Origin of the sequence: Thermus caldifontis (assembly GCF_003336745.1) — a bacterium.
Lineage (GTDB): Bacteria > Deinococcota > Deinococci > Deinococcales > Thermaceae > Thermus > Thermus caldifontis.
This window is the reverse complement of the sequence record NZ_QGMX01000001.1, coordinates 175,935-196,551: the sequence shown is the minus strand read 5'-3', so window position 1 is coordinate 196,551 and position 20,617 is coordinate 175,935. Positions and strand designations below refer to the sequence as shown.

Below are 20,617 nucleotides of genomic sequence, written 5' to 3'. Positions count from 1 at the left end.
TAGAATGCGGCATGTCTCCCGAGATCTGGCCGGGGTTGGTTCGCCTCTACTGGCGTCTGGCCCTGGTCCCTGCGGTATGGATCCCCGTGGTGGCCCTCTACGGGGACCGGGTGATGTACTGGGCCACGGCGCTCTACTGGGGGAGTCTTGTTTTCGCCTATACCTTGGGTAAGGTTACCGGTAGGGACCGCCTGGCGGTGGCCCTGCACCTGGGGGTGGCCTTATTGACCTCCCTCATGAGCCTGGTGGCGCCGCCGGAGAGGGTGGTGCAGGGGCTTTCCGGGGAGGACTGGCGCCTTGGGGTGATGGCCTTCTACACCGTGGGGGCCTATGCCTTTGCCGCCTTTGCCGGCTGGCCTGGGCTTGGGTTGGGCCTGGCCTATGTGCTCCTGGCCCCTTGGCCCCAGGAGGAAACCCGCTTCCTGGTGGCGGCGGGGGGGCTTTTGGCGGGCATAGGGGGTTTGAGCGTGGCGGCCATGATCCAGCGCCTAGAGGCCCTGCAAAGCCTCATCCAGAATGAGGCCCTCACCGATTCCCTTACGGGCCTGGCCAACCGGCGTTCCTTGGAGCGCGACTTCTCCAGGCTCCAAGCCCTGGCGGCCCGGGAGGGGCTTTCCCTGGTGCTTTCCCTTTGGGACCTGGATAACCTAAAGGCCGTAAACGACCGGGAGGGGCACCAGGCCGGGGATGCCCATCTGCTCCGCTTTGCCCAGATTCTGCGGGAGGAGGTACGGGAGGGGGATGCCCTGTACCGGGTAGGGGGGGACGAGTTCGTGGGCCTGCACCTGGGCCTAAGGGATGGAGCCTCCTTGGAGGCCCGGGTTCACGCCCGGTTTCCCTCGGTTTCCGTGGGCTTTAGCCCGGCAGGGGGGCGGGAGCTTTTGCAGGTCCTCGAGGCGGCCGATGGGCTTATGTACCGCAAAAAGAGCCAGAAGGGTCCCTTGTAGCGGGGTTTTGGACCGGGTAAACTTTTCCTGGAGGTTCCCTTGGACCTGGAGAGATCCATACGGGAGCTGGCCCGGCGTTTTGCCCGGGAGCGCATCCTGCCCCAGGCCAGGTCCTGGGACCAAGAGGCCCGTTTCCCCTGGCCCCTGTTTCGGGAGGCGGCAGAGCTTGGTTTTCCGGTTCTGGTAGTCCCGGAGGAGCTGGGCGGAGCCGGCCTTGGGCCCAAGAGCCTGGTCCTGGTGGCGGAGGAACTGGCCTATGCCTGCACTGGGGTAGCGGCGGCTTTGCTCCTCAACAACCTGGTGGCGGACGCCCTCCTCCTTTCGGGGAGTCCCTACGCCCGAGGCTTCCTCCCCCGGCTTCGGGAGGAGGTGGCCTCCTACGCCCTTACCGAGCCGCATGCGGGCTCGGACGTGGCCGCCATCCGCACCCGGGCGGAAAAGGTGGCGGGAGGGTACCGCCTTTACGGGCGGAAAACCTGGATCAGCCACGCCCCGGAGGCGGCCTTTTTCGTGGTTTTCGCCAAGGTGGCGGAGGGCCGGGAGGGGATGGCCGCTTTCCTGGTGGAGCGGGGGGTGGGGGTGGAGGTGGGGCCCCCTTTGCCCAAGCTGGGGCAGAAGGCGTCCCCGGCGGCGGAGGTGTATCTGGACGGAGCCTTCGTACCCGAGGAGGGCCTGATAGCCCGGGAAGGGTTTGCCCTGGCCATGAGGGTTTTCAACCGCTCCCGGCCCATGGTGGCGGCCCTGGCGGTGGGGCTTTTGCGCAGGGCCCTGGAGGAAGCCTTGGCCTACGCCGCCATACGGGAGGCCTTTGGCAGGCCCCTTCTGGAGCATGAGGGGGTGGGGTTTAAGCTGGCGGAGATGCACATGGACTTGGAGGCCGCCCGCCTCCTCACCCTAAAGGCCGCCGAGCGGGCGGAAGAGGGGGAGGGGAACGCCTTAGAAGCGGCCACGGCCAAGGCCTTTGCCGCCGACGCTGCGGTGCGAGGGGTATCCGAGGCCCTCCAGGTCTTTGGCGGCAACGGCTACAGCGAGGAGTACCCCTTGGCCAAGCTGTACCGTGACGCCAAGGTGCTGCAGATCTACGAGGGAACCTCCGAGATCCAGAGGCTCATCATCCTACGGGAGCTGGCAAGGAGGCGGATATGGGAGAACCCGTGATCCTCGAGGCGGTGCGCACCCCCATCGGCAAGAGGAATGGAGCCTTAAGGGACTGGCGGCCCGATGCCCTTTATGCCCAGGTCTTGAATGGCCTTCTGGATCGGACGGGGATCGACCCCGGCCTCATCGGGGATGTGGTCACGGGCTGCGTGACCCAAGCTGGGGAGCAAGGGGCCAATATCGGGCGGCTTGCCGTTCTCCTTTCCCGCCTTCCGAAAGAGGTTCCGGCGGTCTCCTTAAACCGCATGTGCGGCTCGGGCCAACAGGCAGTGCATTTTGCTGCCCAAGCCATCGCCGCTGGCGACCTGGACTTCGCCATCGCTGGCGGGGTAGAGAGCATGACCCGGGCCCCCATGTTCTCCGACATCGGGGGCGGCTTCCGCACCTTAAACCCGGCCCTTTTCCAGCGTTACGAGCTCGTCCACCAGGGGGAGAGCGCCGAGCGCATCGCCAAGAAGTATGGCCTTTGTCGGGAGGAGCTGGACGAGTGGGGCTATCTCTCCCATAAACGGGCCGCCCGGGCTATCCAGGAAGGCCGCTTCCGGACCCAGATCCTTCCCCTGGAGGGGGTGGATGGGGAGGGGAGGCCCCTCCTCCTGGACCGGGACGAGGGGGTCCGCTTCGACGTGGACTACGAGAGGATGCTGGCCTTAAAACCCGTCTTTCGCGAGGATGGGGTGGTAACCGCCGGCAACTCCAGCCAGATCTCCGACGGGGCCGCTGCCCTTCTCCTAGGGGATCGGGAAAAGGCCTTGGCCCTGGGCCTTCGCCCCAGGGCCCGTTTCCTGGCCCGGGTGGTGGTGGCCGGGGATCCCACCCTGCAGCTTTTGGAGGTGATCCCCGCCACAAAAAGGGCCCTGGAGAAAGCGGGGCTTTCCCTTAGGGACCTGGACGTCATCGAGATCAACGAGGCCTTCGCCAGCGTGGTCCTGGCCTTCCTGCGGGAGTTCCACCCTGACCCCGAGAAGGTGAACCCCAACGGCGGGGCCATCGCCCATGGCCATCCCTTAGGGGCCACAGGGGCCATCCTTATGACTAAGCTCCTTTACGAGCTGGAGCGCACCGGGGGGGAGTTTGGCCTGCAGGTGATGTGCATCGGCCATGGGCAGGCCACGGCCACCATCATTCAAAGGATCTAGGGGTGGATTATGGAGAGAAGCGCCTTGGTGACAGGGGGAGCCTCGGGGCTCGGAAGGGCTGCGGCCCTGGCCCTAAGGGATAGGGGCTACAAGGTGGTGGTCTTGGACCTCAGGCGGGGGGAGGATCCGGGCGTTGTTTACCTGGAAGGGGATGTGACCCGGGAGGAGGACGCCGGGCGGGCGGTGGAGCTGGCCGCCTCCCGGGCTCCCCTTTTCGCCGTGGTGAATGCGGCGGGGATCGGCTTGGTCCGCAAGGTCTTGGGCCGCGAAGGCCCCCACGACCTGGAAGGCTTCCGCAAGGTGGTGGAGGTGAACCTCATCGGCACGTTTAACGTCCTGCGCCTGGCGGCTTGGGCCATGCGGGAGAACCCTCCCGGCGCCGAGGGGCAGCGGGGGGTGGTGGTGAACACCGCCAGCGTGGCAGCCTTTGAAGGCCAGGTGGGCCAGGTGGCCTACGCGGCCAGCAAGGGGGGTGTGGTGGGCCTCACCCTTCCCGCGGCCCGGGAGCTTGCGGACTGGGGAATCCGGGTGGTGACGGTGGCCCCTGGCCTCTTCGATACCCCCCTCCTCCAGGGTCTTCCGGAAAAGGCCAAGGCCTCTTTAGCGGAACAGGTGCCTTTTCCTAAACGGCTGGGCAGGCCGGAGGAGTACGCTCTACTGGTCCTCCACATTCTGGAAAACCCTATGCTGAACGGGGAGGTGATCCGCCTGGATGGCGCCTTGCGCATGGCCCCCAGGTAGGGTTCTGGACCTTACCCGGCTTCTCCCCGGGCCCTTGGCGGGGAAGCTTCTTAGGGATTTGGGTTTTCCCGTCCTCAAGGTAGAGCCCCCGCAAGGGGATCCCCTAAGGGACTGGGCCCCGGAAACCTACGCCTTCCTGAACGGCAACAAAGAGGTTGTGACCCTGGACCTGAAGGGTAAGGAAGGCCGGGAAAGGTTTCTCTCTTTGCTGCCGGAGGCCGTCATCCTCCTGGAGTCCAACCGTCCCGGGGCCATGGAGCGGCTGGGGTTGGGCCCAGAAGCGCTCCTTAGGGTCAACCCCCGCCTGGTCTACGCCCGGCTTCGGGGCTACCCCGATTCCCCGGACCCGGGCCACGACCTTACCTACCTGGCGGAAGCGGGGCTTCTGGGGCGCTTTCCCTGGCAGTCCTTCCAGTTTGCCGACCTGGCCGGTGCCTACGCTCTGGCCTTGGCGGCGCTCAAGGGGCTCCTCCTAGGGGGCGGGGTATACGAGGTGGCCCTTTCTGAGGCGGTCAAGGCCATGGCCTATCCCCCCATTCCCTTTTTGGACGGTTCCGCCCTCTGCTATGGGGTCTACCCTGCCCGGGAGGGAAGGGTGGCCCTAGCGGCCTTGGAGCCCCATTTCTGGGCCTGGTTTTGCGAGGCAGCGGGGTTGCCTGAGCTCCTTCCCTTGGCCTTTAGCCCGGCGGAACCGGGCAACCCGGGTTACCAACGGCTACGGGCCTTCTTCCAGGGGAAGGCCGCCTGGGAGTGGGAGGCCTGGGCCAGGGAGAAGGGGATTCCTCTCAGGGCCGTGCGGGGTTATACCCTTTCCTCCTGTTTCGTTCTCTAGGCTGCAACGAGATGATGCCTACCCGAGGCCCTTTCCGGGGCCCCCACCCTGGCGCAAGCCAGGGTGGGGTGGTATTAGCGGGCGGTCCATCCCAGGTCGATGGGAAAGACGGCCCCGGTGATGGCGGAGGCCTTTTCCGAGGCTAGGAAGAGGGCTAGGGCTGCCACTTCTTCTGGCTCAATGAGGCGTTTGATGGCCGCCTGGGCCAGGAAAACCTTTTCCACCACCTCGCTTTCGGGGATGGCCAGGGTGCGGGCCTGGTCGGCGATCTGGTTCTCCACCAAGGGGGTGCGCACGTAAGCGGGGGCGATGGCGTTTACGGTGATGCCAAAAGGACCCGCCTCGAGGGCCACGGTCTTGGTGAGGCCCAATAGCCCGTGCTTGGCGGAGATGTAGGCGGACTTGTAGGGGCTTGCCACCAAGCCGTGGACGCTGGCGATGTTGAGGATCCGCCCCCAGCCCTTGGCCTTCATCCCCGGAAGCAGAGCCCTGATGAGCTGGAAGGGGGCGGTAAGCATCACCTGGAGCATCCTTTGCCAGGTTTCCAGGGGGAAGTCTTCCACCGGATCGATGTGCTGGAAGCCCGCATTGTTCACCAGGATGTCCACCCCCTGCCGGGCCGCTTCCCTCCCTAGCTCCTCTACGGCCTGGGGGTCGGAGAGGTCTGCCTGGAGAAATACCCCGCCTAGTTCCTCTGCCAAGGGGGAGGCGTCTTTAAGGTCATGCAACAGCACCTTGGCGCCTTCTTGGGCGAAGGCCCGGGCTAGGGCTAGGCCGATACCGCTTCCCGCGCCGGTGATCAGGACGGTTTTGCTAGCAAAAGGCCTCATCGGATACCCCTTTAGGAATAGTTTAGAGACTTAGGTAAGCTTCCCGGATCCGGGAATCTTCTAACACTACACGGGACGGACCCTGGAGCACGATACGCCCATGCTCCAGCACGTAGGCCCTGGCCGCCACCTCCAGGGAAAGGGCCACGTTCTGCTCCACCAGCAACACCCCTACCCCCTCTTCCGCCACCCGCTTGAGGGTAAGGAGTACCTCCTCGGCTAACCTGGGAGCAAGTCCTAGAGAAGGCTCATCCACCAGGAGGATTTTGGGGAAGCCCATGAGGGCCCGGGCGATGGCCAGCATCTGCTGCTCCCCCCCGGAGAGGGTACCTGCCAGCTGCCTCTTCCTTTCGTATAGACGGGGGAAGAGGGCAAAGACCCGTTCAAAACCCTCCTTCTCCCTTTCCGGGGCCAGAAAAGCAGCCCCTAGACGAAGGTTCTCCTCCACGGTCATCAGGGGAAAGAGTTGCCGGCCTTCAGGTACATGGCCGAGACCAAACCGGGCCCGACGGGCAGGGGAAAACCTCCGGAGCTCCTCTCCATTCCAAAGGACCTTTCCCCGCCAGGGCGGGATCAGCCCGGAGATGGCCCGGAGCAGGGTGGTTTTACCAGCTCCATTGGCACCCAGGAGAGCCACCAGTTCCCCTTCCTTTACCTCTAGGTCCAGACCGTTGAGCACTTGGGCTTTGCCATACCCTGCTTCCAGGTCCCTCACCTCCAGCGTCATGTTCGCCTCCCCAGATAGGCCTCCTGCACCCTTGGGTCCTGCGCCACCTCCTGGTAGGTGCCTTCGGCGATCACCTCGCCGTAATCCAAGACCACCACCCGGTCGGCCAAGGTCCGCACCACCGGCATCACGTGCTCAATGAAAAGGATGGAAACCCCGGTTTCACGGATCCGCTTAACCAGGGCCACCGCCTCCTCCGCCTCCTTGGGGCGGAGGCCAGCCATCACCTCGTCCAGGAGGAGGACCTTGGGCCGGGTGGCCAGGGCCCGGGCCAGCTCGAGGCGCTTGTCCTCCAAAAGGGTGAGATCCCCGGCCAAAGCCTCCGCCCGGGGCCCCAACCCCGTGAGGCGCAGCACCTCCTCCACCCAGGCTTCCGCCTCCCTCTGCCGTACCCGGGGTTTGCCGAAGCGGGCCCCCACCATGAGGTTTTCCCGCACGGTGAGCTCAGGGAGGGGTTGCACAATCTGGAAGGCCCGTCCCAGGCCCAGGTGGGTACGGGCTTCCGGGGGGAGGTGGGTGATATCCTGTCCCAGAAAGAGGATTCGGCCCCAATCGGGCTTTATCAGACCGGAAAGAAGGTTCAAGAGGGTGCTTTTGCCAGCCCCGTTGGGGCCGATGACCGCCAGGATCTCCCCTTCCTCTAAGTGGAGATGGACCTCTTTAAGGGCTTGGAGCCCCAGGAAGCGTTTGCTCACGCCTACGACTTCCAGGACCTTACCCACGGCGCCTCCCCAGAATGCCCACCAGGCCACGGGGTAGGAAGAGGATGACCAGGATAAGGATGGCTCCGTAGACCACCAGGTAACCCTCCTTGATCCAAAGCCTCAGGGCCTGCTCGAGGCTCACCAGCACCGCGCCACCCACCAGGGGTCCCAAGGTGGTGTAAAGGCCGCCGAAGATGGGGATGACCAAGGCTTCCACGGCCCTCCCTAGGCTGAAGGCATCGTAGGGGGAGAGGAAGAGGGTTTTCATCCCGTAAACTCCACCCGCAAGCCCGGCCACCCAACTCCCCAGGAGCAAGGACCAGAGCTTTACCCAGACCACCCGGACGCCCAAAACGCGGGCCACAGTTTCCGATTGCCGGGTGGCGGCCTGCGCAAGTCTGAAAGGGCTCGCCTCTGCCCACAGGCTTAAAGCCGTGGCCAGGAGCAAGACGCCGAAGCTCAGGTAGTAAGCGGCCAATGGCCAGGTTCCTGCAAAAGGAGGCGGTACAGGAAGGCCGATGGGTCCACCGGTAAAGGGTAACTTTAACGCAAGGGTGCGCAACACCTCGCTAAAGGCCAGGCTGGCGATGGCGAAGTACAGGCCGTGGAGGCGAAGGGTTACCGATCCCAGGGTGAGAGCCCCGGCCCCCGCCACCAGGGCCCCCAGGAGCAAGGCGGGGAGAGTACCTACCTGAGGGGCCAAGAGCCCTGCCCCATACGCCCCCAAACCGAAGAAAGCACCGTGGGCCAAGGAAAGCTGGCCGGTCCGGGCCACCAGGTCCCAGGAGAGGGCTAATGCGGTAAAAAGCAGGACGAAAAAACCCACGTCCAGGAGAAAGGCCCGCCAAACCCCCAAGGGAAGAAAGGGTAGCAGGGCGAAGAGGAGGAGGAAGAGGAGGATCAAGGGGAGGTGATTGAAACCCCTCATGCCGGCCTCCAAGCTCGGACCACCAGAGCCAGAAAGAGAACCAGAAAGAACACTGCCTCCACGAGCCCCCCGCCTCCGGGTAGGTAGGTGCTCACCAAGGCCTCGGCCAGGGCTAGAACAAAAGCGGCGGGCATCACCCCCTTGAGGTTGCCAAGCCCGGCCAGGGCCACGATGGCGAAGGACTTTAGGGTGAAGACAAAACCCACCGTGGGGCTGGCGTAAAGCATCACCGACAGCATCACCCCGGCTACCCCGGCCAAAGCAGCGGCAAGGCCAAAGGCCAGGAGATAAACCCTGTCCGCTTCGATGCCCAAAAGGCCAGGAGCCACACGGTTTTGAGACACGGCCCGCATAGCCAGGCCAAGCCGGCTTCGGGTGAGGAAGACCTGGAGCAGCAAGAGGATGGCGAGGGAAAGCAAAAAGGCCCCCAAGGGCACACCCCCCAGAAAGAAGGGGCCCAAGGAGAGGGTGGTGGCCTGGTAGGGCGGGGCCACCACCCGGGTGTCAGCCCCAAATAGGAGGAGGGCAAGGTTTTGCAGGAGGATGGACAGGCCGAAGGTGAGGAGCATCTGGTTGAGCTCGGTGGCCCGCAGCACCGGCCGGATCAAGCCCTGGTAGGTAAGGGCACCCACCACGAAGGCGGCAAGGAAGGCAAGGCCCAGGGAGAGGAGGGGATCCATTCCGCGGAGGGCGAAAAGCACGTAGGAGAGAAAAGCGCCCATCATCAGGAACTCGCCGTGAGCGAAGTTGACGATGCCCACCACCCCCAGGGAAAGGGCCAGTCCCGTGGCTACCAAGGCGTAGACCCCGCTCATGAGAACGCCGTTAAGGAGGGTTTGCAGGAGGAGCTCCATGGTCTTCCTAGAGACTTTCTATCTTAGGTAGTACTCCCCAGGATAGCGCAAGGGCCTTGTGGCCACATTCTTGGGGAAGACAGGCCGACGGCTTCCCTGGAGGTACTGGAACTGGAACCAGATCTCCGGGCCAAACCCCTGGTACTTGGTGCGGCCCGTGTCCGAGGGCTTGAAGGACAAAAGGCCAAAGGGCGTGGGCATTTTGAGGCCAGCCAGGGCCTCGGCGATGCGGTTTTTGTCGGCACTGCCTGCCTTTTCCGCCGCCAGGGCCAGGCTGTTGACGATGGTATAGCCCATAGGGGCCATGTACTCCTCGGTTACCTCCCCGTACTTCTTGCGGTAAGCTTCCACAAAGCGGCGGGACTGGGGGTTGGCCACCGTGGGCAACCACGCGGTCATGCCAGCGATGTCGTTGGAAAGGGGATTCTTCTCGAAACCGATGGGCCAGGAGGGGGGTGCACCGTAGATCAGCTTGGGTCTAAGCCCCACCTGCCTTGCCTGGGTGGCGATGGGCAAGGCGTCGACATCGTATCCGATCCAGTAAAGGATGTCGGGAGCAAAGGCCCGGAAGCGGGTAAGGATGGCGGTGAACTGCCCACTCCCGGCCTTGAAGGGTTCCGCCTGGACCTGGTAGCCCAGCTTCTCCAGCTGTTGCTTGTACACCCCGATGCCTGCGGAGCCGAAGGGTCCGTCCTCGTAGAGAATGGCCACCTTCTTGGCTCCGTGTTCCCGGTTCAGGTACTGGAAGAACTGTAGGGCGGCGGCCACGTTATGGTAGTCCCAGGGGTGGTAGTGGAAAAACAGGGGATAACCCTCAAAGGCCTGCTCTACCACCGAGCTGGCGGCCCCGATGACCAGGAAGAGGGGGCCGTACTGCTTCACGGGACCGGAAAGGGCGAAGGTAACCCCGCTGGCCAGGCCGCCGATCACGATGTCCACCTTGTCCACGGTCATGAGCTTGGTGAAGGCTGGGACCGCCTTGGCAGGGTCGGTTCCGTCGTCCACCACGATGAGCTCCAGCCTTACCTTGCCGGCGGCGTTTACCTCATCAGCGGCCAGCTGGATGCCGTTCAGCGCCGCCTTGCCCGAAACCGCAGAGGCCCCCGAGAGGGGGAGGATGACCCCCACCTTTAGGGGGATCTGGGCCCAGGCCAGACCGGCTATAAGAACCAAGAATCCTACTACCTTCCGCATACTTGCCTCCTTTCCCTAGGGCCTTGCGCCCGTAGGTTCCTCGTACAGCACCACGGCCTCGCCCTCGATGACCCTTTCTCCCCGCTGGTTCTCGCAAAAGGTATCCAGGGTCAGAACGAAGCCGCCCTTTTCCCTTTCCCGCACCGCTTTGACAATGGCGGTGGCGGTGATGGTATCCCCCAGGTAGGTGGGCTTTAGAAAGCGCAAGTTCTGGGAGAGGTAGATGGCCCCGGTGCCCGGGAGCTTGGTGCCGATCACGGTGGAGATGAGGCCGGCCACCAGGATTCCCTGGGCGATGCGCCGGCCAAAGCGGCTTCCCTGGGCATAGGCTTCGTCCACGTGCAGGGGATTGGTGTCCCCTACCGCCCCCACGAAGAGGGCTACGTGGGCCTCGGAGATGGTCTGGGTGTAGCTGGCTTTATCCCCCACCTGGAACTTCACCGTGCACCTCCTTGAGGAAGTCCTCTAAGATCCCTTTTAACAGTCCGGGATTTTCCAGATTCACTGAGTGGCCTATGTTCTCGAGGCCGAGAAGCTTCCCTCGGGGAAAGAAAGCTGCTGTTTCCTCCGCCATGGCCCGGGTGACGAGGGAGTCCATGGCGCCATGGACCACCAGAACCGGTCCCGGGTACACCCTTTCCAGCCGCCATTCCGCTAGGGCGCGGGCGTTGCCCTGGAAGTGGGTGGGATGCATCCTTTGCGCCCTCTCCACCAGCTCCGAGAACCAGGGGGGTCTACGGGTGGGGGCCATGGCGGCCAGGGCCTGGGCCAGGGCTTCCCGGTTGTAGCGGTAGCTTTCCAAGATGGGGTAATAGGCCTCCGGGGTCTTTAACCCCGAGGGCGGGGCAGAGTTGATGAGAACCAGGCCCCGTGTCTTCTCACTCGTCGCTTCCATGGCCACCGCCCCTCCCAGGGAGTGGCCCACCAGGATGGCGTCTTCTAAACCTTTCTCCTGAAGAAAGGCCCGAAGGGCCGCAGCGTAGGCGGGGATGGAGGGAATGAAGTCCTCTGGGGCAGGGCTTTCCCCAAAGCCCGGGAGGTCGGGGGCCAGAAGCCAGGCTCCTTTGGGCGGCTCCTGGAGAAGCTCCCGCCACCACTCCTTAGAGGCAAAGTTACCGTGGACCAAGACCACCGGGGTTCCTGCCCCGCCTTCTAAATAACTAAGCATAGATCACCTCCAGAAAGCTTTTCAAGGCCTCGGCGAAGGCTTGGGGGGCTTCCAGGGGAGCGGCGTGTCCCGTGGGTAGGGCTTGGAGCCTAGCCCCCATGGCCCCCGCCAGGGCCTCGGCGTAGGGCTTGGGAAAAAGCAGGTCCTCTTCCCCGTAGAGAACCAGGGCTGGCAGGGCAAGGTCCGGAAGATGGGATCTGAGGTCCTCGAGGGCAAGAAACCCCAGAAGAAGCCTTTCCTGGGCCTTGTCATCCGGGGCCTGGGCCATCAGGGTGGCAAGGCCCTTCTCCTGGAGGAGCTCGGGGTGGGCGTTGAGGAAACGGGCCCCGAAAACCCAGGGCAAGGCTACCCTTAGGCGCAAGGGGGTACCCCCGGCCCTAAGGGCGTAAAGCCAGCTCTCCACCTTGGCCCTTAAGGCCGGGTCCAGGTAGGGGGTGGTGCAGGCCAGAACCAGCCCCCGGAGGCGATGAGGGGCCAGGAGGGCGGCCTTTATGGCCACGATCCCCCCATTGGAAAGGCCCACTAAGGTGGCGTCTTCCCAGCCCAGCTCCTCGAGGAGCCCGAGGAGGTCTTGGGCGTGGACCTCTGGGGTGTAGAAACCCTCTGGGGCCTCGCTTTCCCCTTGGCCCCGCATGTCGTAGCGGAGAAGGGTGTAGCCCTCGAGGTGGGGCACCACGGGATCCCAGCTCTCCAGACGCTGAAAGATCCCGTTGAGAAGTACCACCCTTGGCCCCCTTCCCTCTATGCGGTACCTAAGCCTGACCATGCTCTGCCTCCCACATCCTTTTCAAAGTCTCCTTCTGCACCTTTCCCGGGCCGGACTTGGGGAGTTCCTCCAGGTAGACGATGTGCTTGGGAACCTTATACCCCGCCAGGCGTTCCCGCAGGAAGGCGCGAAGGGCCTCTGCTTCCAGCGGCTCTCTAAGGGCCACGAAGGCCACCCCCACCTCGCCCCACCTGGGGTCCGGTACGCCCACCACCGCCGCTTCGCGTACCGCCGGGTGGTCGTAGAGGACCCGCTCCACCTCCACGGGGTAGACGTTCTCCCCCCCGGAGATGAACATCTCCTTCCTGCGCCCTGCGATATAAAAGCGCCCGCCCTCGTCTTGGAAGGCCAGGTCCCCGGTGCGGAGCCAGAGCCTTTCCCCGTCATAGACGAAGGTCTTGGCGTTCTCCTCGGGGCGGCGGAAATACCCCTTCATGACCACGCTTCCCGAAAGCCAAAGCTCCCCCGCTTCCCCCACCTGGGCTTCGCCTCCATCCTCCCGCACCAGGCGAGCCCTTAAGTGGGGCATGGGCCGGCCCACGCTCTCGGGAAAGGCCTCGGCTTCCTCCAGCTCCAGGGTGAAGCAGTTCACCCCGCACTCCGTGAGGCCGTAGCCCTGCTTGAAACGCACCCCTTTTCTGCGGAAAGCTTCCCGCACCGGGCCGGGGCAGGGGGCTCCTCCAGAGATGGCGAAGCGGACAAAGGAAAGGTCGGTTTCGGCAAAGCCCGGGGTTTCCAGGAGCATCTGGAACATGGTGGGCACCAGGAAGAGGAGGGTGGGGCGGTGCGCCTGGACCAAGGCTAGGTACTCCTCAGGGCGGAAGCGCTCCTCTATCACCACGCTTCCTCCCAGGTAAAGGAGAGGGGTGGCCAGGGCGTTCAGGGCGGCGTGGAACATGGGGGTGGCTAGGATGTACCGGTCCTCCCGGGTAAGCCCCCAGGAAAAGGCGGTCTGGATGGCGTTGATCAGAAGCTGACGGTAGGGGATCAGGGCGCCTTTGGGCAGGCCGGTGGTGCCCCCGGTGAAGAGGAGGAGGGCGGGGTCTTCCAGGTCTACCCTGGTAGCCTCCTCTATTTCCGCTCCCTCGAGGAGGACCTCGAGGGGAAGGGCCCTTGCATCCAGGGCCTGGGCCATGTCCTGGAACCCTTCCCCGTAGAAGAGCACCTGGGGCTCGGTATAGGCGTAAAGGGCTTGCAACTCAGGCAAACTCAAGCGGTGGTTGAAGGGAGTAAGGATGTGGCCTAGGAGGGGGGCGGCGAAAAGGAGGTCCAGGTAAGCGGGATGGTTCCAAGCCAGTAGGCCCACCCGGTCCCCTGGGCCTACCCTCAGCTTCTGCAGGGTTCCGGCCGCCTTCCTGGCCCTTTGGTACAGTTCCCCATAGGTGAGCCAATCCCCGCGAAACCATAGGGCCTGGCGCTTGGGGTGGTATACGGCAAGCCTTCCTAGCCAGTTGGGCTCAAGCATAAAGCCCTCCTTCCAGACGGAGCACCGCTGCCCCGTAGAAGTACCCCACCCCTGCGGCTGCCAGGGCCACCAGGCTTCCCTCCCGCAAAAGCCCCTCCTCCCAGGCCAGCTTCAGGGAGAGGATAGGATCTAGTTGGCCCAGGTGCCCGAAGCGTTCCAAATAGATGGACTGGTCTTCCCTCAAACCCAGGCCTTCTAACACCGCCCGGTGGGCGGAGCGCTTCATGTGAAGAAGGGCCAGGTAGTCCAGGTCGGCCTCGGTATAGCCGGCTTCCCCCAAGGCCTCCCGTATCACCTCCAGGAACGTGGGAATGGAGGTGCGGTCTAGGCGTTCCTTCATAGTCTGAGGATTTTCCACGCGCAGGCGGAACTCGGCCAGGTTGCCCGGATTTAACGGGCTTCGCGTTCCCCCCACGGGTACCTTGACCGTAAGGGCCAGGGTGGGGTCCATGCGGTGGGCAAGGCCCAGGAGCCGTAGCCCAGGTCCCTCCCGGGTGAGGACCATGGCCCCTCCCCCTGCGGCGAGGTCGTAGAGGAAGCGGGTGCTGGGGTCTTGGTAGTCCACCAGGTCCCCATTGCGGTAGCCCCCCGCCACCAGGATCACCTGGGCCTCCTTGCGGGTGGCGAGAAGCCCCCGGGCCACCTCCAGGGCCCCCATGAGAGAGGCGCACTTCTGGTTTAGATCCAGCCCCTTGGCCCTCGAGGCCCCAAGGCCCAAGGCCAGATACGGGGCTGTGGTCCAGACGGGATAGTCCTTGTACTCCTCCACGATGGAGATCACCCAATCGATGGTGTCCGGGGGTATGCTCGCTACTTTGAGGGCGGCTTGGGCAGCCCATAGGGCCATGTCGGCGGGGTGGTCGTTGGATCCCGGCACCGGTTTTTCCAAGATGCCCAGCTTTTCCCGCACCACCTCTGCAGGAAGCCCCGAGGATGCAGCGATTTCCTCTGCCGATACGCGCTTGACGGGTAGGTAAATCCCCAGCCCTCGGACGAACATTTGCCTCAAGGTTAGCTTCTGGGTGTTACAGCGCCGTTACACGAGTGATGTCCTTCCCTGAGGGTAGCCTCCACGGGGCCAGGTCTTCTGCCTGGGGCGGAGTCAATCGGCCATTGCCTAGAGGCCTGGATACCAGGAGAATGTGAGTATGCCCTATCCGGTGCCCGCCTCGAGGCTCCTTCCTCCGCGTACGGCTAAGGAGGTACGGCGGGACCGCCCCCGGCGCTTGGTGGAGGAAGCTTTCCGCCATAGCCCAGGGGTGGTCCTAGCCGGAGGGGCGGGGTACGGGAAGACCAGCCTGGCCTCTGAGTTCACGGGGGTCTACCTGGCCCTGGCGGAGGAGGCCAAGGACCCGGCGGTTTTCCTCTGGCACCTCCTGGCGGCCTACCGGGAGCGGGTGGGGTTGGCTGAGGTGGCGGAGCTTTTGGAGGCGGGGGCCTGGCCTCGAGCTCTGGAGGCCTTGATCCAAGCCTTGGAGCCTCTGGGTTCCCACCTCTTGGTTCTGGATGAGGCGCATCGGGCAGAGAGTCCCGGGGTGCTTAGGGTGGTCCAAGGGCTTGTGCGCCTTCCGGGTGTAAGGCTTCTGCTCCTCTCACGGAGGGCCACGCCCTTTGCCTTTTTCACGGTGTTTTCCGAACGGGAGCTGGCCTTTGATCCCCAGGAGGCCTGCCAGCTGGCCAAGGCGTTGGCCCCGGAGCTTCCGGCCTTTGAGGTGGAAAGGGCCCTTTCCCTGGTGAAGGGATGGCCCTTGGGGCTCCGGGTGGCCGTCTTGGCCATGCGCCGGGGGCTCAAGCCGGAGCTGGCGCTGGAAAGCGCCGAGGGGCTCCTGGCCTACCTGGCGTACGGCCTTCCCGAGGAAGTTCTGCGGGAGGCCTCGAGGCTGGCCCTTTTGGGGGAGGTCCCGGAGGCGGAAGGCCACGCCCTTTTGCCTTACGCCGAAGACTTGCTTCTGGAAAGGCGGGAGGGAAAGCTCTGCTTCCATCCCCTGGTGCGCAGCGCCCTTAAAACCCTTCTTCCCGAGGCGGAGGCCCGGGGGCTCCTCACCAAGGCGGCGGAGGAGGCCCTAGCCCGCGGGGAAGGGGTTCGGGCAGCCGAGTTCCTCCTGGAGGCGGGAAGGTTCGGCCATGTAGCGGATCTTTTGGTGCAGGAGGGGTTTTCCTGGCTGGCCCGTGGCCTCACCTACACCGTCTTGCGCCTTATGGCCCACCTGCCGGAGGCGTTGCGGCGAGGGCGGCATAAGCTCGACCTCCTGGAAGCAGAGGCCTTGCGCCAGGCCGGGCGCTACCAGGAGGCGGAGGCCGCTTATCAAAAGGCCCTGAGGGCAGGGGAGACCCGGGCTTACCTGGGCTTGGCCCGGCTTTTTCTGGACACGGTGGAGCCGGCTCGAGGACGTCCCTACCTGGAGGAGGCCTTGAGGTTCTTCCCTCAAGAAGCCGGGTTTCTTCTGGCGGAGAACCTCCTAAACGAGGGCCGGGTGGAGGAAGCGGAGGCCCTGGGGTTTTCCGGGCCCCGGCTTCTCCTTAGGCAGGGAAGGCCAGCGGAAGCCCTAGCCCTGTTGCGGGAAAGCGAGGACCCCGGCCTGCATCGGCCACCGCAGAACCATCGTGAGGGTACGCTTCTCCGGGCTCTTTTGGAGTGTGTGGCCGGGGATGCAGAAGAGGGCCTTCGCTGGGCGGAGCGGGGTCTGAGGGAGGCCGAGGTGCTGGGAAGTCCCTTCGGCATGAGCCTGGCCCAGGCCAGGCGGGGGCATGCCCTTTTGGCTTTAGAGCGCCTTGAGGAGGCCAAGGCTGCCTATCGGTCCGCCTTGGCCATGGCCGAGGGGGGTCCGGCGCGGCTCAAGGTGGAGGCTTTGGGGGGCCTAGCCGCTTTAGGGGATGAGGGAGCCTATAAGGAGATGGTGCGCCTGGCCCGGACGGCGGGGGACCTCTGGGTGGAGGGTTTTCTCACCCTCATGGTGGCTGTGGCCTGGCTTCGCCGGGGACCGGTTTTTCCCCTACCGGCCCTGCCCGTTCTGGATCCCTTCCTTCGGGCCTTGGCCGAGGCCTACCCCTTCTGGGATGGCTGGGAAAACCTGCTGGTGGCTTACCCCTTCTTGGCTGGAAGGACGCTGTTCTCTCCCCCTATTGCCCGGGTGCGCCGGGCCCTTTGGCGGCTCGGTCGCCTTGCGGTTTCCTACCATCCAGGGGTCCGGGTAGAGGTCCGGGTGCTTGGGGGGTTTGAGGTCCGGGTGGAGGGATCCCCCGTGCGGTTCCGCCGGGACAAGGCCCGGCTTCTCCTGGCCCTATTAACGGCGGGAGACTGGGAAAAGGAGGACCTGCTGGAGGCCTTGGCGGTCTCCCCGGGGGAGTTCCGGGTGCTGTGGTGGGAGGTGGTGAACCTCTTGGAGCCGGGGCGTCCCAGGGGCGCCAAGCCCTACTTCCTGCGCCAAAAACCCTATGGCCTCTTCCGCCAAGCCCCGGAACTCTACCTGGACCTTTTGGATCCCCAGGCTCCCCTGGCCCCACCCTACCTGGGTCTGGACCACCCTTTTCTGGAAGACCTGGCCAGAGCCTACCTGGAGGAACGGCGGCAGGCCCTTTTGCAAAGCCCTAGGTTCGAGGACTGGCTTTTGGCCTTGCGCCTGGATCCCCTGGATGAGGAGGTTCTACGGCGGCTTTACGGCACCCCGGCCCAGGAGGAAGCCCTTCTCCTCCGACAAAGGGCTTTGCAGGAGCTGGGTTTGGAAGCATGAGCCCCTATCTGGCGCCCCCAACCAGCCCGGTTTTGAAGCCGGGTGCTAGGTCTGGAGAATAGGCAGGGGCTCCATGCGAGTCCAACGAAGCGTTACTCCCAGGGGGCCTCTTCTGCTTCTTGGAGAAGGGCGGGGAGCCTATCGCAGGAGGGCGGTTCGTCCAGGGCCTGGGCCAGGGCGTCGGCCTGGGTGGGGGCGTTGGCGGCAAGGGGGAGAAGAAGGTAGGACCGGAAGAAGAGACGCGCCGCTTCCCAGGCTTCTTCCCCTTGCCCTGGCGGTGCCTGGCAAGCCGGCTGCACCAAGTGGCGCAGGTACCTTAGGCCTTGCCGGGGATCCCGGGGGAGAAGGTCTACGCCTAGGCCGGCTTCCAGGGCAAAGGCTAAGTCTAGGGCGGCCTCCCTGGCCCTTTCCGGATCCCGGAACCGCTCGGGCCAACCCGAACTGGGGTAGAGCTCCCGCAAAGCGGCCAGGGCCTCGGCGATCCTGGACCAGGTTTCGGGGGAAAGGAAGGGCTTGAGCTCGGCCACCTGGAGCTCGAGCTGCCACAGGAGGAAAAAGCCACGGCGGTAAGCCGCCTTCCTTCCCAAGAAGCCCTCCTGGTAGCTGGCGGCCACCCCCTTATCCCCCAGGGCCAGCTGAACTACGAGCCCTGCCCGCAGGGCTGGATCCAGGTGGGGTACCAAGGACGCTTGGATTTGATGAAAGAGGTCCTCGGCCTCGCGGAGAAGGGGGCGGAGGTTGCTGGGCTCTGCCAGGGAAAGGTGCTCCACCCGTTGCAGAAAGCCTTCCCATCGGGAGGAAAAGGGAAGGGACCATGCGCGGAGGCTCTCCCTTACCAGGTGCAGACCCTCCTCAAAGTCCTGCAGGGAATCGGGGGAAGGGGCTTCGGCATGGGCCTCGAGGGCCGCCCTCATCAGCTCGAGGGCAAAGAGCCACCGTACCTCCGGCTCGTGGGCTAGCAGCAGGGGTTGGCCCAAAGCCGCAGGGTAAAGAAAGGTGGCTACAATGAGCCAAGGGCGGAAAGAGGTTGTGGCCATGATCCTCTCTCCTCAGGAACGCCTACACTAGGGAGCCACCAGGCCTCCTTTCCCTTAGGGTAAACCGGACCCCCGGGAAGCAGTGTGGTCCCGGGGGGTGGGTCTCCCGTCTACTTCCGTTGCGGGTCTTAGGCGGATTTCTTTGCCCGCTGTTGGCGCAACTCCTTCCAGAACACCACCATGGCGCTCACCACGTAGATGGAGCTGTAGGTACCCACGAAGATGCCCACGAGGATGGCCAGGGAGAAGTCCCTGAGGACGCTTCCCCCCAGGAAGAGGAGGGCGATGATGGGCAAAAGGGTGGTGAGGCTGGTCATCACCGTGCGGGAAAGGGTCTGGTTGATGGAGCGGTTCACCATCTCCCGGTAGGGGACCCCCCGCATGAGCTTCTGGTTTTCCCGAATGCGGTCGGAGACCACGATGGAGTCGTTGATGGAATAGCCCACGATGGTGAGGAGGGCGGCGATGGTGGGGATGGAGAACTCCAGGCCCAAGAGGCTATACATCCCCGCCACGATGGCCACGTCGTGAGCCACGGCCAGGACGCTGGCCACCCCGAAGGTCCAGTCAAAGCGGAAGGCCACGTAGATGAGGATGAGCCCCAGGCCCACCAAGACCGCCATTACCGCATTGCGGCGAAGCTCGGAGCCGATGGCCGGGCCCACGGTTTCCGAGGTGAGGACGCTGGCCTTGAGCTCGGTGGTGAAGAGCTGCTCCAGCTCGAGGCGCTTTTCGTCGGGAAGGGGCGGGAGCTTAAGGGAGAACTCCCTGTAGTCGGCGGTGGGCGCCTGCACCTGGGTGATGATGGCCTCCTTGGAGGGAAAACCCTTGGCTTCTAAGAAGCGCCTTAGGCTGTCTACCCCCACCTCAGGGCCCGTGCGCAGGGTATACGCCGTTCCCCCGGTGAAGTCAATGGAGTAGTTGAACCCCTTGGTAAAGACCACCCCGGCGGCCAGAACCGCCAGGAGAAGCGTGGCTAGAGTGATGAAGCGGGCCGGGCCCATGAAGTTGAACTGGGGGTTCACCAGCCACATGGGAGGCTTGATCTCACCCCGGTCCGCCATGCGTTCCAGGAGGTAGCGGCTGAAGACCAGGTTGGAGAAGACGCTGGCCACCACCCCGATGGCCAGGACCACGGCGAAGCCCCTGACGGGGCCGGTGGCGTACTGGTAAAGGGCGGCAGCGGCCAACAGGTGGGCAACGTTCACGTCCAGAATGGTGAGGGTGGAGTGCTTGAAGCCCTCGGGGATGGCCTGGCGGAACCTCTTCCCCGCTCTAAGCTCCTCCTTGATGCGCTCAAAGGAAAGCACGTTCCCGTCCACCGCCGCCCCCAGGGTGAGGACGAGGCCGGCGATGCCCGGGAGGGTAAGGGTGGCCCCTAGGCCGGAAAGGAGCCCCAGGATCAGCACCGAGGTATAGATGAGGCCCAAGGAAGCCACCAGGCCCAGGCTTGGGCCGTAGTAGGCGAAGATGAGGAGGAAGATGGCCAGGGTGCCGATGAGGGCGGAACGGATGCCGGCTTGGATGGCATCCTGGCCCAGGGTGGGGCCTATGGAGCGGATCTCCGCTACTTCCAGGGCCACGGGTAGGGCCCCTGAACGCAGGACCAGGGCGATCTCGCTGGCCTCCTCGAGGCCGGAAAGCCCTTCGATCACCGCCTGGCCACCGGTGATGGCCTGCCTTATGACGGGGGCGGTGTAAACCTTTCCGTCCAAAACGATGGCTAGCCGCTTCCCCACGTTGGCCCGGGTGACCTCCTCAAACTTCTTGGCCCCTTCCGGGGTGAAGGTGAGGGAGACCTGGGGGCGGCCGAACTGGTCAAAGACCGCCCGGGCATCGGCCAGGTCGGCACCCGTGAGAAGGGCTGGGCCCAGGTCCTCGGGCTTGATGAGGTCCTTTTCCAGCTCTTCCCGCTTAAGCCTGGGGTTTTCCCTGAGAGCCTGGTTGATCTGGGCCACGGTGGTGCCGGTGGCCCCTTCCTTGAGGATGCGGAATTCCAAGACCGCCCGCTGGCCTATAAGCTTAAGGGCCCGGTCCTGGTCCGCCTGGGAGAGGCCAGGTAGCTCCACCACGATGCGCTTTTGCCCCTGGATCTGGATCAGGGGTTCTGCCACCCCCAGGGCGTTGATGCGGTTTTCCAGGACGGTACGGGCCTTTTCCAGATCGTCGGGGGTGGGGCTTTCCACGGCGGCCTCGAGGACGATGCGCAGACCTCCTTTAAGGTCCAGGCCCAGCTTGACCTTGGGCTCGGCTGGGGCCCAGGGCTTCCAGACCATGAGGAGGGCCAGCAGGAAAAGGCCAAGGAGCAGAAGTCCGTTGAGAAGCTTGCGGTTCATGCGGTTTCCCTTCGGTTACCCATGTGCCTGATTCGGTATCAGGAGCGCCTGAAGCCATAG

Annotated in this window: 19 protein-coding genes; 6 read left to right on the top strand and 13 right to left on the bottom strand. The window is 64.5% G+C overall.

Annotated features, from left to right (window positions below; translation table 11 throughout):
- The first annotated feature begins 11 nt into the window (after window positions 1–11).
- From DK874_RS02865 to DK874_RS02845, 5 genes are read left to right on the top strand one after another with little or no spacing between them, the layout of a single operon-like run.
- Complete coding sequence (locus DK874_RS02865) at window positions 12–947, top strand: GGDEF domain-containing protein (protein WP_114312536.1); 936 nt, start codon at window positions 12–14, stop codon at window positions 945–947.
- Between the two features lie 39 nt (window positions 948–986).
- A complete protein-coding gene (locus DK874_RS02860) occupies window positions 987–2,105 on the top strand; it encodes an acyl-CoA dehydrogenase family protein (protein ID WP_205387550.1) in 1,119 nt (372 codons plus the stop codon).
- A complete protein-coding gene (locus tag DK874_RS02855) occupies window positions 2,090–3,244 on the top strand; it encodes a thiolase family protein (protein WP_114312535.1) in 1,155 nt (384 codons plus the stop codon). The genes DK874_RS02860 and DK874_RS02855 overlap by 16 nt, the downstream gene beginning before the upstream one ends.
- 9 nt (window positions 3,245–3,253) lie before the next feature.
- Complete coding sequence (locus DK874_RS02850) at window positions 3,254–3,985, top strand: 3-hydroxyacyl-CoA dehydrogenase (RefSeq protein WP_114312534.1); 732 nt, start codon at window positions 3,254–3,256, stop codon at window positions 3,983–3,985.
- Window positions 3,957–4,817, top strand: coding sequence for a CoA transferase (locus DK874_RS02845; RefSeq protein ID WP_114312533.1), 861 nt, complete (start codon window positions 3,957–3,959; stop codon window positions 4,815–4,817). Before DK874_RS02850 ends, DK874_RS02845 begins: the two co-directional genes overlap by 29 nt.
- Before the next feature lie 74 nt (window positions 4,818–4,891).
- Here the strand turns inward: DK874_RS02845 and DK874_RS02840 are convergent, their stop codons facing one another.
- Genes DK874_RS02840 through DK874_RS02790 form a run of 11 tightly spaced genes read right to left on the bottom strand, consistent with a single transcriptional unit; the run spans window position 4,892 to window position 14,453 of the window.
- Window positions 4,892–5,647, bottom strand: coding sequence for a 3-hydroxybutyrate dehydrogenase (locus tag DK874_RS02840; protein ID WP_114312532.1), 756 nt, complete (start codon window positions 5,645–5,647; stop codon window positions 4,892–4,894).
- 22 nt (window positions 5,648–5,669) lie between these two features.
- A complete protein-coding gene (locus DK874_RS02835) occupies window positions 5,670–6,374 on the bottom strand; it encodes an ABC transporter ATP-binding protein (protein WP_114312531.1) in 705 nt (234 codons plus the stop codon).
- Window positions 6,371–7,096 carry an ABC transporter ATP-binding protein gene (locus tag DK874_RS02830; protein ID WP_114312530.1) on the bottom strand — a complete coding sequence of 242 codons (726 nt, stop codon included), beginning with the start codon at window positions 7,094–7,096 and terminating at the stop codon, window positions 6,371–6,373. Before DK874_RS02830 ends, DK874_RS02835 begins: the two co-directional genes overlap by 4 nt.
- Window positions 7,089–8,006, bottom strand: coding sequence for a branched-chain amino acid ABC transporter permease (locus DK874_RS02825; protein ID WP_114312529.1), 918 nt, complete (start codon window positions 8,004–8,006; stop codon window positions 7,089–7,091). The genes DK874_RS02830 and DK874_RS02825 overlap by 8 nt, the downstream gene beginning before the upstream one ends.
- A complete protein-coding gene (locus DK874_RS02820) occupies window positions 8,003–8,860 on the bottom strand; it encodes a branched-chain amino acid ABC transporter permease (protein ID WP_114312528.1) in 858 nt (285 codons plus the stop codon). Before DK874_RS02820 ends, DK874_RS02825 begins: the two co-directional genes overlap by 4 nt.
- 18 nt (window positions 8,861–8,878) lie before the next feature.
- Window positions 8,879–10,054, bottom strand: coding sequence for an ABC transporter substrate-binding protein (locus DK874_RS02815; protein WP_114312527.1), 1,176 nt, complete (start codon window positions 10,052–10,054; stop codon window positions 8,879–8,881).
- 15 nt (window positions 10,055–10,069) lie between these two features.
- Complete coding sequence (locus DK874_RS02810; RefSeq protein ID WP_114312526.1) at window positions 10,070–10,495, bottom strand: MaoC family dehydratase; 426 nt, start codon at window positions 10,493–10,495, stop codon at window positions 10,070–10,072.
- On the bottom strand, window positions 10,473–11,222 hold the full coding sequence (locus DK874_RS02805; RefSeq protein WP_114312525.1) for an alpha/beta fold hydrolase: 750 nt from the start codon (window positions 11,220–11,222) through the stop codon (window positions 10,473–10,475). The genes DK874_RS02810 and DK874_RS02805 overlap by 23 nt, the downstream gene beginning before the upstream one ends.
- Window positions 11,215–11,988 (bottom strand): alpha/beta fold hydrolase, encoded by a 774-nt coding sequence (locus DK874_RS02800; RefSeq protein ID WP_114312524.1) that lies wholly within the window; start codon window positions 11,986–11,988, stop codon window positions 11,215–11,217. The genes DK874_RS02805 and DK874_RS02800 overlap by 8 nt, the downstream gene beginning before the upstream one ends.
- Window positions 11,975–13,453 carry an acyl-CoA synthetase gene (locus DK874_RS02795; protein ID WP_114312523.1) on the bottom strand — a complete coding sequence of 493 codons (1,479 nt, stop codon included), beginning with the start codon at window positions 13,451–13,453 and terminating at the stop codon, window positions 11,975–11,977. The genes DK874_RS02800 and DK874_RS02795 overlap by 14 nt, the downstream gene beginning before the upstream one ends.
- Window positions 13,446–14,453 carry a 3-oxoacyl-ACP synthase gene (locus tag DK874_RS02790; protein ID WP_114312522.1) on the bottom strand — a complete coding sequence of 336 codons (1,008 nt, stop codon included), beginning with the start codon at window positions 14,451–14,453 and terminating at the stop codon, window positions 13,446–13,448. Before DK874_RS02790 ends, DK874_RS02795 begins: the two co-directional genes overlap by 8 nt.
- A 148-nt stretch (window positions 14,454–14,601) precedes the next feature.
- Between DK874_RS02790 and DK874_RS02785 the strand changes: the two genes are divergently transcribed.
- Window positions 14,602–17,184 carry a hypothetical protein gene (locus DK874_RS02785; RefSeq protein ID WP_114312521.1) on the top strand — a complete coding sequence of 861 codons (2,583 nt, stop codon included), beginning with the start codon at window positions 14,602–14,604 and terminating at the stop codon, window positions 17,182–17,184.
- 92 nt (window positions 17,185–17,276) lie between these two features.
- On the opposite strand, the gene DK874_RS02780 is transcribed toward DK874_RS02785, so the two are convergent.
- On the bottom strand, window positions 17,277–18,221 hold the full coding sequence (locus DK874_RS02780) for a hypothetical protein (protein WP_114312520.1): 945 nt from the start codon (window positions 18,219–18,221) through the stop codon (window positions 17,277–17,279).
- A gap of 128 nt (window positions 18,222–18,349) precedes the next feature.
- Window positions 18,350–20,557 carry a protein translocase subunit SecD gene (secD, locus tag DK874_RS02775; protein ID WP_114312519.1) on the bottom strand — a complete coding sequence of 736 codons (2,208 nt, stop codon included), beginning with the start codon at window positions 20,555–20,557 and terminating at the stop codon, window positions 18,350–18,352.
- Window positions 20,558–20,617 lie beyond the last annotated feature (60 nt).

Bases quoted from the DNA above. Each gene is read 5' to 3' on its own strand.
- DK874_RS02800 (WP_114312524.1), bottom strand. From the start codon at position 11,988: ATGGTCAGGCTTAGGTACCGCATAGAGGGAAGGGGGCCAAGGGTGGTA.
- DK874_RS02840 (WP_114312532.1), bottom strand. From the start codon at position 5,647: ATGAGGCCTTTTGCTAGCAAAACCGTCCTGATCACCGGCGCGGGAAGC.
- DK874_RS02780 (WP_114312520.1), bottom strand. From the start codon at position 18,221: ATGGCCACAACCTCTTTCCGCCCTTGGCTCATTGTAGCCACCTTTCTT.
- DK874_RS02805 (WP_114312525.1), bottom strand. From the start codon at position 11,222: ATGCTTAGTTATTTAGAAGGCGGGGCAGGAACCCCGGTGGTCTTGGTC.
- DK874_RS02790 (WP_114312522.1), bottom strand. From the start codon at position 14,453: ATGTTCGTCCGAGGGCTGGGGATTTACCTACCCGTCAAGCGCGTATCG.
- DK874_RS02835 (WP_114312531.1), bottom strand. From the start codon at position 6,374: ATGACGCTGGAGGTGAGGGACCTGGAAGCAGGGTATGGCAAAGCCCAA.
- DK874_RS02845 (WP_114312533.1), top strand. From the start codon at position 3,957: ATGGCGCCTTGCGCATGGCCCCCAGGTAGGGTTCTGGACCTTACCCGG.
- DK874_RS02850 (WP_114312534.1), top strand. From the start codon at position 3,254: ATGGAGAGAAGCGCCTTGGTGACAGGGGGAGCCTCGGGGCTCGGAAGG.
- DK874_RS02795 (WP_114312523.1), bottom strand. From the start codon at position 13,453: ATGCTTGAGCCCAACTGGCTAGGAAGGCTTGCCGTATACCACCCCAAG.
- DK874_RS02855 (WP_114312535.1), top strand. From the start codon at position 2,090: ATGGGAGAACCCGTGATCCTCGAGGCGGTGCGCACCCCCATCGGCAAG.
- DK874_RS02785 (WP_114312521.1), top strand. From the start codon at position 14,602: ATGCCCTATCCGGTGCCCGCCTCGAGGCTCCTTCCTCCGCGTACGGCT.
- secD (WP_114312519.1), bottom strand. From the start codon at position 20,557: ATGAACCGCAAGCTTCTCAACGGACTTCTGCTCCTTGGCCTTTTCCTG.
- DK874_RS02815 (WP_114312527.1), bottom strand. From the start codon at position 10,054: ATGCGGAAGGTAGTAGGATTCTTGGTTCTTATAGCCGGTCTGGCCTGG.
- DK874_RS02820 (WP_114312528.1), bottom strand. From the start codon at position 8,860: ATGGAGCTCCTCCTGCAAACCCTCCTTAACGGCGTTCTCATGAGCGGG.
- DK874_RS02865 (WP_114312536.1), top strand. From the start codon at position 12: ATGTCTCCCGAGATCTGGCCGGGGTTGGTTCGCCTCTACTGGCGTCTG.
- DK874_RS02825 (WP_114312529.1), bottom strand. From the start codon at position 8,006: ATGAGGGGTTTCAATCACCTCCCCTTGATCCTCCTCTTCCTCCTCCTC.